Genomic DNA, 8,903 nt, shown 5'->3' with positions numbered 1-8,903 from the left:
GTAAGATCCCTGAAAGATGATCAGGTAGATAGGTTCGAGGTGGAAGCGTGGCGACACGTGGAGCTGACGAATACTAATCGATCGAGGACTTAACCAAAACGAAAGACAAACATGATTTAAGGTTTACAATCTTCTCCTATCTAGTTTTGAGAGAATATAAAAAATCTCTTGCGAATTTTAAAAAAAGATGATATAATAATATTCGTCCATGAGGTCTGGTGATTATGGCAAGAAGGTCACACCCGTTCCCATCCCGAACACGGAAGTTAAGCTTCTTAGCGCCAATGGTAGTTGGAGGTTTCCTCCTGCGAGAGTAGGACGTCGCCAGGCGGATTATTCCGCAGTAGCTCAGTGGTAGAGCTATCGGCTGTTAACCGATCGGTCGTAGGTTCGAATCCTACCTGCGGAGCCATAAGGAGAGCTGTCCGAGTGGCCGAAGGAGCACGATTGGAAATCGTGTAGACGGTGATAAGCTGTCTCAAGGGTTCAAATCCCTTGCTCTCCGCCATATACATATTGATTGGCCCGTTGGTCAAGCGGTTAAGACACCGCCCTTTCACGGCGGTAACACGGGTTCGAATCCCGTACGGGTCACCATTTTTAATGAAGTACTGAATGACAATTGGAGGATTAGCTCAGCTGGGAGAGCATCTGCCTTACAAGCAGAGGGTCGGCGGTTCGAGCCCGTCATCCTCCACCATATAAGATTATCGCGGGGTGGAGCAGTCTGGTAGCTCGTCGGGCTCATAACCCGAAGGTCGTAGGTTCAAATCCTACCCCCGCAATCTGGTCCCGTAGTGTAGCGGTTATCACGCCTGCCTGTCACGCAGGAGATCGCGGGTTCGATTCCCGTCGGGACCGCCATTTAAATGATACATACTTTAGGCTCGGTAGCTCAGTCGGTAGAGCAAAGGACTGAAAATCCTTGTGTCGGCGGTTCGATTCCGTCCCGAGCCACCATTAAAGTAATAAGCCGGTCTAGCTCAATTGGTAGAGCAACTGACTTGTAATCAGTAGGTTGGGGGTTCAAGTCCTCTGGCCGGCACCACCCAGTGGAGGGGTAGCGAAGTGGCTAAACGCGGCGGACTGTAAATCCGCTCCCTCAGGGTTCGGCGGTTCGAATCCGTCCCCCTCCACCATCTTAATAGGGGCATAGTTTAAAGGTAGAACTGAGGTCTCCAAAACCTCCAGTGTGGGTTCGATTCCTACTGCCCCTGCCATATTCATATAACGGCGGTTGTGGCGAAGTGGTTAACGCATCGGATTGTGGTTCCGACATGCGTGGGTTCGATTCCCACCAGCCGCCCCATATTAATTTTTCTATCATTGGGCCATAGCCAAGCGGTAAGGCAACGGACTTTGACTCCGTCATGCGTTGGTTCGAATCCAGCTGGCCCAGTCAAAATGCGGAAGTAGTTCAGTGGTAGAACACCACCTTGCCAAGGTGGGGGTCGCGGGTTCGAATCCCGTCTTCCGCTCCATTTTATGGCGGCATAGCCAAGTGGTAAGGCAGAGGTCTGCAAAACCTTTATCACCGGTTCGAATCCGGTTGCCGCCTCCATAAAAATTTGCCGGTGTGGCGGAATTGGCAGACGCGCACGACTCAAAATCGTGTTCCTTCGGGAGTGTCGGTTCGACCCCGACCACCGGTATTTCCATTTAAGTTTTAGTTGAGATAAGAAATGTGATTAGGCTCATAAACCTTTATATACCAAGGCTTGTGAGCTTTTTCTATTTCTTAAGAATGCGATAGAAAACGATAGAAAACGAAACGATTTTACACATTTTTTACACAATCATTTGCTCAAAAGTATTCATACTTAGATGTTCATCTTCTATTCGCAATTCTTTTAGAACGTGAGTGTACACTTTTAATGTCGTTTCAATGTCACCATGACCTAATCGTTCGCTTACATAATGAATAGAGGCTTTTTTGTACAGTAATATACTTCCATGAGTGTGTCGTAATCCATGGATAGTTATTGAAGTGATATTCAATTCATCTAATAATTTTTTTAATAGCTTATTGGCGTTTGTATTGCTAATGACTTTGTATTTTGAGGATGGACTGAAAAACACTAGTTGTTCAAGATTTGTAGGTGTTGATTTAAACAACTTTTTGAAGTGGTTCATTGTCTTGATATCCATTTTAATTGTGCGAATTGATTGTTCGTTTTTAGTCGGGCCAAAGCCTTTTGGGGAATTCTTTTTGTACCCCCATGTTTTATTGACCGTTATCGTATTGTTGATAAAGTCAAAATCTTTTCTTGTGAGTCCAACAAGCTCCTCAAATCGCATTCCCGAAGTAATCGCTAAAAGCAATAATGAATATCCTAATCCTTCATCCAGCTTACTCCATATACTTTTTATTAATCGTTCACTTTCTTCGTAGCTTAAATGTTTTTCCGTAGACTTCTTTGGTTGTACCGTCCACATTAGTTCAGTTTTTCTCGTAAAATCAATTTGTATAATCTGCTCCTCAATAGCATCTTTTACACATGCTTTGATGTGTCCGTTGATTTTCGCAACTGTTTCTTTAGCTTTGTTCTTACCAAGCCAATTTAAAAACATTTGATAATCCTGTCTTCTGATATCTTGAATAGCTTTGTGTTGAAAATAATCTTTGACTGCATTTAGCGAATATAAATAATGCTCTAAGGTTACTCGACTGATTTTTGGAGTTTTATAAAGTTTAATCCAGTTTTCAAAGTATTCATCAAATGGTACTTTTTTTAAGATTGGAATAATTCCTTTAGCTAAGGATGCTTCAACTTCTGCAGCTGCGATTTGAGCCTCTTTTTTGGTTTTAAAACCACCTTTTCTAATTGGTTGAGATTTTCCATTAACCATTCTGCTTACTGTATACTGATAAGTATTACCTCTTTTTGTTATGCTTGCCATAATTCCACCTCTTGCTTTTAATAAAAAATAAAAAGGGTGGTCAATGGGTCACCCTTATCATAAATTTTCTATTCGAAATTGACTAGTACTAAAATGTAAAAACTAGATATTAATTGCAATTTAAGAAGATTTGGTTGAAATGATCATCGAGAAATTTAGCCATATGTCGAGCATGAAATGACCATGTTTGTCCCTTTTTTTGGGGATAGAATACAAACCCGCCTTCTTCTATATCTAATATCTTTCGGAATTTGGTAGGAAAGAGAATGTGCTCTTTTATCCATTCTTGTTTGCGATTTATCCGTTGTTCTAAATCCTTCATTGACCAATATGTTCCAAATAGTTGCTGTTGTTTTAATTCTTCTAATTCTACCTTTGAAATTAATATTTGATCTTCTGGTATTGGTATAGCGATTTTTGCCACTAACTGTTGCATTTGAGTTTCCTCCCTAATAAAATTTCTCCAGTTTTATTAAGAAGCTGCATGTGCCAACTCAGATTTTTATCATATTTATAATATTGCAGTACAGCAATTGAGAATCCTCTGTGACTTGCAGTGATCTCAGCTTATTTCTAGTAATAATTATAGTTTAGTATTGTATTAGACACTATATTGGCCATAAGTAATTAGACAATGTCTGAAGAGTTCTGCAATGTTAGGTAGAAGTTCAAAAGCAGCATTCTAATAAATAGTCGATTTTTCTCAAATACTCTTTATTTATCTAAATAAAAAGTATAAATCTCTTAATATAGGTGGAATTTTTTAAAAAAATTCTGAGGGGGTGTAACATTTATCTCCCCTTCGGTCATTGGCGTTTTGCGCCCCACCCCTTTTTTGGCACAAACTATATAATCTTCAACTATTTTTACTATATGAGGGTTTGCAATCAGCTAAGAGTAAGAATAAAATAAGAATAAAATAATATTTAGAATAGACGTTATTTGAGGTGGTCTTTTTTGCAAGTGAAACTTTTTTACAAGACACAAAGGGATCTCGCTGTTACCCTAAATGGAATTATTGATGCCTATTGGAATAATGAATTGAACGAAGAAACACTAATTAAAATTGTTCATGACGTGTACATAAATAATCCCGATAAAGTGTTGAAAGATGGCAATTTTACTACGGTTCTAAAGCAACAATGCGGAAAGCGGAGGCTCGAAGTAATTGACAAAATTATTAAAAGAGATACGGATAACATGTCGTAAGTTCTATACCGGAAGGAGCTTGATACATGACTGAAGAATTAGGATATAGTGCAACACTCACAGGAGCTTCGTTTTTGCTGTACGAACTAAAGCAAGTGTTAAAGCTCAAAAAGCAAGGCTTATCAGATGCGGAAATTAAAAAAATGGTAATTGAAGAAAATATTTTTGAATACAAGTTTGCATCCAGCCTAAAGCGTAGTGTGCCATCTGTTATTAGAAGGGCAAATGCTTTAGATGATCAACTACAGGATTGGGTACTAAATCGCCCATTAGAAGAGGGCAAGATTATAAATCTGTATGCCATTATGAAGACAGATAGGCTTTTCTTTGAATTTATGAACGAAGTTATTAGAGAAAAGCTGGAAGCAAATAATTATCTTCTTGAAAAGAAAGATTTGAACGTATTTTTTATTTCTAAGGCGGAGCAAGACGAGAAAATGGCAAAATGGACTGAATTGACAGTGAACAAATTGAAACAGGTTTATATGAAATTGCTGTATGAGGCGGGCTTACTAAAGGATAAAAAAACAGGTGAGCTAAATAGGTTGTTATTTGATGAAAATTTAAAGCGTCACCTTATGTTTATTGGTGATACGGCTTATTTGAAAGCAATGGGTGAGTGAAAGGATTAGGCATATGGCGAATATTAATCGTAGGTTGGACAAGATTATTCCAAAAATCAAGGAGGACAAATTTATACAAGGTCGAGGGCTTGGGAATGAGATTAGTTTTTATATCTTCGATTACGAACCAAATGAGGAATTAGTGGTTCGTGATTACGTGAAGCATATCAAAAAGGAATTCAATTATGAAGGCTCTGGCCGCAAGATTATCGAATTTGACTTATATAAAATGTTGCTTGAAATTGCAAGAGAAAAACGAATCTTTGACCGAGTATTTCAGGTGGAAGAAAAGCAAGGAAAGGATGCCTTATTCAAAGCAATGACCACCTTTGCTAAGCCTGATGTCTTTTTGAAAAAAATAAAAGAACAAATAGGCGATCATAATGTTGTGTTTATTACAGGTGTGGGAAAGGTGTATCCATTTGTTCGCTCCCATACAATTTTAAATAATCTTCAAGAAGTAATTGATAAGATACCAGTCATTATGTTTTTTCCAGGAAGATATGATGGTCAGTCGCTTCAATTATTTAATAAGTTTAAAGATGATAACTATTACAGAGCATTTCCATTAGTTGATTAGAGAACAGGGGGATACGAGATGATTATTAAAGACATGTTTCAAAAAGATATTGAACGGGACATAAGAGGCGTTATTAAAGTTGCCCAGACGGATGAAGACAATATTTATCAAGAATTGGATGAATATGTTGTCACAAGAGAACTGAATAAACATTTGTCAAGGTTTTATGAAAACTATCAGAAGGGTATAGACGGCTTTACGGATAAAATGGGTGTCTGGATTTCGGGGTTCTTTGGAAGTGGTAAATCGCACTTCTTAAAAATTCTTGCTTATTTGCTTGAAAACAAAAAGGTAAAAAATAAAAAGGCAATTGAATTTTTTCAAAATAAAATTCATGATCCTTTAATCCTGGCAAATATGAACCGTACTGCTGATGTAGAGACAGAGGTTATCCTTTTCAATATTGATTCTAAAGCCTCAATGGATAGTAAATCCAAAGAGGATGCCATTCTGCGTGTTTTCATGAAAGTATTCTATGAACATCGGGGATATTTTGGGGATATTCCTGGTGTTGCGGAAATGGAAAAATATTTAGATCAAAAAGGTGTCTACGATCAATTTAAAGCAGAATTTAAGGCACTTTCTGGTGAAGAGTGGATTGACCGTCGTAACACATTCTATTTTGATGCTGACTATGTAATCGGAGCTTTAACAAAAGTTATTGATATGTCTGAGGAGTCTGCTCGGAACTGGTTCGAAAATGGGGTCAATAACTTTGAAATCAGCATTGAAAAGTTTGCCAAAGATGTTAAGGAATATATCGATCAGAAGGGGAAAAACTTTCATCTTGTCTTTTTAGTGGATGAAATTGGACAGTTTATTGGTGATAGTCGTAGTCTTATGCTTAACCTTCAAACGGTTGCAGAGGACTTAGGAACATATTGCCAAGGGAAGGTATGGATTATGGTTACTTCCCAAGAAAGCATCGATAGCATCGTCAAGGTTAATGGAGATGACTTCTCCCGTATTCAAGGCCGCTTTGACACAAGGCTGTCACTATCCTCTATTTCTGTTGATGAAGTAATCAAAAAACGTATCCTTCTAAAGAAAGATTTTGCTAATGATAAGCTCAAATTGATTTATCCAGAGAAAAGTGCGATCTTGAAAAACTTGATTAGCTTCAAGGAAAGCACCGCAGATTTAAGAGGCTATGATAATGAACAAGAATTTGCAGATGTTTACCCTTTCATTCCATATCAATTTAAACTTCTGCAGAACGTTTTTGAGCAAGTGAGAAGACATGGCTCGTCAGGGAAACATTTATCCGAGGGTGAACGTTCCATGTTATCTGCATTTAAAGAGGCGGGACTGCGTTATAAGGATGCAGAGGAAGGAATTTTAATCCCTTTCTATGCGTTTTACGATACGATAAAGGAATTCCTTAACCCCTCGATTTCAAGAGTAATTGAGGGTGCTTACGAAAACCCTGCACTTAAAGATGACGAATTTAATATGAACTTATTGAAAGTGTTGTTCATGATTAAATACATTAAAGAGCTTCCTGCAAATATCGAAAATATTGCTACGCTTATGGTTACAAGTATTGATGAAGATAAATTAGAGCTTAAAGAAAAAATCAAAGTGTCTCTAAGGAAACTCATTTCACAAACTCTTGTACAAAAAAATGGAGATTACTTTATCTTCCTTACTGATGACGAGCAGGACATCAACAGAGAAATAAAAGCTATTAATATTGATGAAGATTTAGCTAAAAGGGAGCTTGCGAACTATATCTTCCAAGACCTTTATGATGAAAAGAAATACCGCTATTCTAATGTTTATTCTTTTTCCTATAATCAGAAAATGGATGAAAAAAACTATGGTAATCAAACGGCAAGTATAGGAATAAATATTCTTTCACCATTATCTGATCACTATGGTAAATCCGAGCAAGAATTAATGATGATGTCCTCTGGAAGTGACGAACTAATCATTAAACTTGGCGGAAATGAATCCTATATCGAGGAAATGGAAGAAGTTCTTAAAATCGAAGAGTACCGCAAGAAAAAGAACATTACACAGCTTCCAGAAAGCATACAAAACATCCTAAATAATAAGCAAGCCGAGGTACGTGAAAGAAGAAGAAGAGTACGAGAATTATTAGAGGATGCGATTAAAAGCGGAAAGTTTTTCATTAATGGAGACTGTACGAATATTAAGGGTTCCACAGTTAAAGAGAAAATCAATACTGCGTTGCATTCCTTGGTTGACAATGTATATAAGAAGCTGGGATATGTAAAGGACTTCTTAGATAGTGAGAGAGAGCTTATTTCTGTTTTGAGTACCAAAGACGAGCAATTGACTTTTGGTACAGATATAAAACAAGATCCTAATGAATCAGCCATTAAAGAGATGTTTGATTTTATTACAATGCAAGATTCCTTACAAAAGCAAGTTCGGGTAAAAATCCTTTTAGACCGCTTTAATGATAAACCATATGGATGGAGATTGCTGGATATTCAGCGGTTAATTGCGGAATTATTAAAGGAACAAAGGATTCGCCTGCGTTACAATTCTGAGTATTTAGAGCCAGAAGAAAGTGCAAGTAAGATTGTTACGGTTTTGACGAAAACATCAGAAGCCGATAAAGGGATTATCCTGAAAAGGGTTAAAGTAGATGAAGCATTAATTAGAACGGCTAAAAAGGTTTGTAAGGATATCTTCAATAAAACTGATTTACCAGACGACGAAGATGGTTTAGTGAAAGAAATTCGTACCCTAATTGAAAAGCAAGTAGCTGAGATAAATGCATATAAAGCACGTTACGAGGGTAGAAAATATCCTGGTATGAGCTTACTTGATAAGGGTTTAGAGTATTTTGGAGAATTTCATAAAGGATTAGACAACGCTTCATTTTTTGCCAAAATGAAAGAGCTACAAAAGGATCTTAGTTATTGGGAAGAGGACATGACTTATGTCAAGAGTTTCTTTGGTACTGACCAAAAGGAAATTTTCGATAAGGGACTTTCGGCAATTAGCAAATATGAAGAAAATAAAGCCTACCTTATGGGGGAAGAAGCTAATCAATTTGCAAATAAATTAAAAGATATATTAAATGATCCTATTCCATACGGAAAGATAAAACAAATTCCTGAAATCATTAAGGAAATGGATAATCAGATTGGAAATGTCCTAACAGAGAAAAGGAATAACGCTAAGGAAAAAATCAAGGTTGACTATGATTACCTTTCCCTTAAAGCAAAGCAATATGGTGTTTCAAATGAAACTAAAGAACGTATTGAACAATACTACACTGAATTGCTGAACCAAGTTGGATCATTTGCGGATATTTATAAGGTAGACGCAACTATTTCTCAAAGTGCAAGTTTCAAGGAGACGTATGAACGGAAAATCAATCGAGAAATTGATGAATGGCATAGAAGAAATGTAGAGAACCCTCCTGTGATTATAGAAAGAGGAAATGGTGGACAGGTTGCAACAGTGCAAAAACAAAAAGTAAGAGCCTCGGAACTTATCGTAGTAAAAGAATTACGATCAGAAGAGGATGTGGATAAGTATATTAATACCCTCTCAAATAAATTAAAGCAAATCATTAAAGCAAATAAAGAAATCGAGTTTATTGACTAAAG

6 protein-coding genes, 15 tRNA genes and 2 rRNA genes are annotated in these 8,903 nt (G+C 37.3%); 21 read left to right on the top strand and 2 right to left on the bottom strand.

Annotation, left to right across the window (positions count from 1 at the left end):
• The 17 genes from G4D61_RS16600 to G4D61_RS16520 all read left to right on the top strand — a co-directional run.
• Positions 1-97 (top strand): 23S ribosomal RNA (locus tag G4D61_RS16600); the annotation flags it as partial.
• A 117-nt stretch (positions 98-214) separates the two neighbouring features.
• Positions 215-330 (top strand): 5S ribosomal RNA (gene rrf, locus G4D61_RS16595).
• Positions 331-337: 7 nt separating this feature from the next.
• Positions 338-412 (top strand) — tRNA-Asn (locus G4D61_RS16590).
• 3 nt (positions 413-415) lie between these two features.
• Positions 416-508, top strand: a tRNA-Ser gene (locus G4D61_RS16585).
• Positions 509-522: 14 nt separating this feature from the next.
• Positions 523-597 (top strand) — tRNA-Glu (locus tag G4D61_RS16580).
• Positions 598-624: 27 nt separating this feature from the next.
• Positions 625-700, top strand: a tRNA-Val gene (locus G4D61_RS16575).
• 11 nt (positions 701-711) lie between these two features.
• Positions 712-785: transfer RNA gene (locus G4D61_RS16570), tRNA-Met, on the top strand.
• Positions 786-788: 3 nt separating this feature from the next.
• Positions 789-864: transfer RNA gene (locus G4D61_RS16565), tRNA-Asp, on the top strand.
• A 20-nt stretch (positions 865-884) separates the two neighbouring features.
• A tRNA-Phe gene (locus G4D61_RS16560) sits at positions 885-960 on the top strand.
• A gap of 12 nt (positions 961-972) precedes the next feature.
• Positions 973-1,048, top strand: a tRNA-Thr gene (locus G4D61_RS16555).
• A 6-nt stretch (positions 1,049-1,054) separates the two neighbouring features.
• Positions 1,055-1,139: transfer RNA gene (locus G4D61_RS16550), tRNA-Tyr, on the top strand.
• A 7-nt stretch (positions 1,140-1,146) separates the two neighbouring features.
• Positions 1,147-1,220, top strand: a tRNA-Trp gene (locus G4D61_RS16545).
• 13 nt (positions 1,221-1,233) lie between these two features.
• Positions 1,234-1,309: transfer RNA gene (locus G4D61_RS16540), tRNA-His, on the top strand.
• A gap of 18 nt (positions 1,310-1,327) precedes the next feature.
• Positions 1,328-1,399 (top strand) — tRNA-Gln (locus G4D61_RS16535).
• Between the two features lie 7 nt (positions 1,400-1,406).
• Positions 1,407-1,481: transfer RNA gene (locus G4D61_RS16530), tRNA-Gly, on the top strand.
• A 6-nt stretch (positions 1,482-1,487) separates the two neighbouring features.
• Positions 1,488-1,561 (top strand) — tRNA-Cys (locus G4D61_RS16525).
• Between the two features lie 9 nt (positions 1,562-1,570).
• Positions 1,571-1,652 (top strand) — tRNA-Leu (locus G4D61_RS16520).
• Between the two features lie 136 nt (positions 1,653-1,788).
• Here the strand turns inward: G4D61_RS16520 and G4D61_RS16515 are convergent.
• Positions 1,789-2,901, bottom strand: a complete 1,113-nt coding sequence (locus tag G4D61_RS16515) for a site-specific integrase (protein WP_163174472.1) — start codon at positions 2,899-2,901, stop codon at positions 1,789-1,791.
• Between the two features lie 109 nt (positions 2,902-3,010).
• The gene (locus G4D61_RS16510) at positions 3,011-3,337 is read right to left on the bottom strand and encodes a DUF771 domain-containing protein (protein ID WP_163174470.1); all 327 of its coding nucleotides are present in this window, start codon (positions 3,335-3,337) and stop codon (positions 3,011-3,013) included.
• 527 nt (positions 3,338-3,864) lie between these two features.
• Here G4D61_RS16510 and G4D61_RS16505 point away from each other — a divergent pair.
• From G4D61_RS16505 to brxC, 4 genes are read left to right on the top strand one after another with little or no spacing between them, the layout of a single operon-like run.
• The gene (locus G4D61_RS16505) at positions 3,865-4,110 is read left to right on the top strand and encodes a TIGR04540 family protein (RefSeq protein ID WP_367613795.1); all 246 of its coding nucleotides are present in this window, start codon (positions 3,865-3,867) and stop codon (positions 4,108-4,110) included.
• A 26-nt stretch (positions 4,111-4,136) separates the two neighbouring features.
• Positions 4,137-4,733, top strand: a complete 597-nt coding sequence (locus tag G4D61_RS16500; RefSeq protein ID WP_163174466.1) for a DUF1819 family protein — start codon at positions 4,137-4,139, stop codon at positions 4,731-4,733.
• A gap of 13 nt (positions 4,734-4,746) precedes the next feature.
• Positions 4,747-5,313 (top strand): DUF1788 domain-containing protein, encoded by a 567-nt coding sequence (locus G4D61_RS16495; RefSeq protein ID WP_163174464.1) that lies wholly within the window; start codon positions 4,747-4,749, stop codon positions 5,311-5,313.
• Between the two features lie 18 nt (positions 5,314-5,331).
• A complete protein-coding gene (brxC, locus tag G4D61_RS16490; RefSeq protein WP_163174462.1) occupies positions 5,332-8,901 on the top strand; it encodes a BREX system P-loop protein BrxC in 3,570 nt (1,189 codons plus the stop codon).
• Positions 8,902-8,903 lie beyond the last annotated feature (2 nt).

Origin of the sequence: Heyndrickxia ginsengihumi (assembly GCF_011008565.1) — a bacterium.
In the GTDB taxonomy this organism is placed as follows: Bacteria; Bacillota; Bacilli; order Bacillales; family Bacillaceae_C; genus Weizmannia; species Weizmannia ginsengihumi.
The sequence above is the reverse complement of the archived record's forward strand: the minus strand, read 5'-3'. Positions and strand labels throughout refer to the sequence as shown.

Coding starts and splice junctions, on each gene's coding strand:
- G4D61_RS16510 (WP_163174470.1), bottom strand. CDS start 3,337: ATGCAACAGTTAGTGGCAAAAATCGCTATACCAATACCAGAAGATCAA.
- G4D61_RS16500 (WP_163174466.1), top strand. CDS start 4,137: ATGACTGAAGAATTAGGATATAGTGCAACACTCACAGGAGCTTCGTTT.
- G4D61_RS16495 (WP_163174464.1), top strand. CDS start 4,747: ATGGCGAATATTAATCGTAGGTTGGACAAGATTATTCCAAAAATCAAG.
- G4D61_RS16515 (WP_163174472.1), bottom strand. CDS start 2,901: ATGGCAAGCATAACAAAAAGAGGTAATACTTATCAGTATACAGTAAGC.
- brxC (WP_163174462.1), top strand. CDS start 5,332: ATGATTATTAAAGACATGTTTCAAAAAGATATTGAACGGGACATAAGA.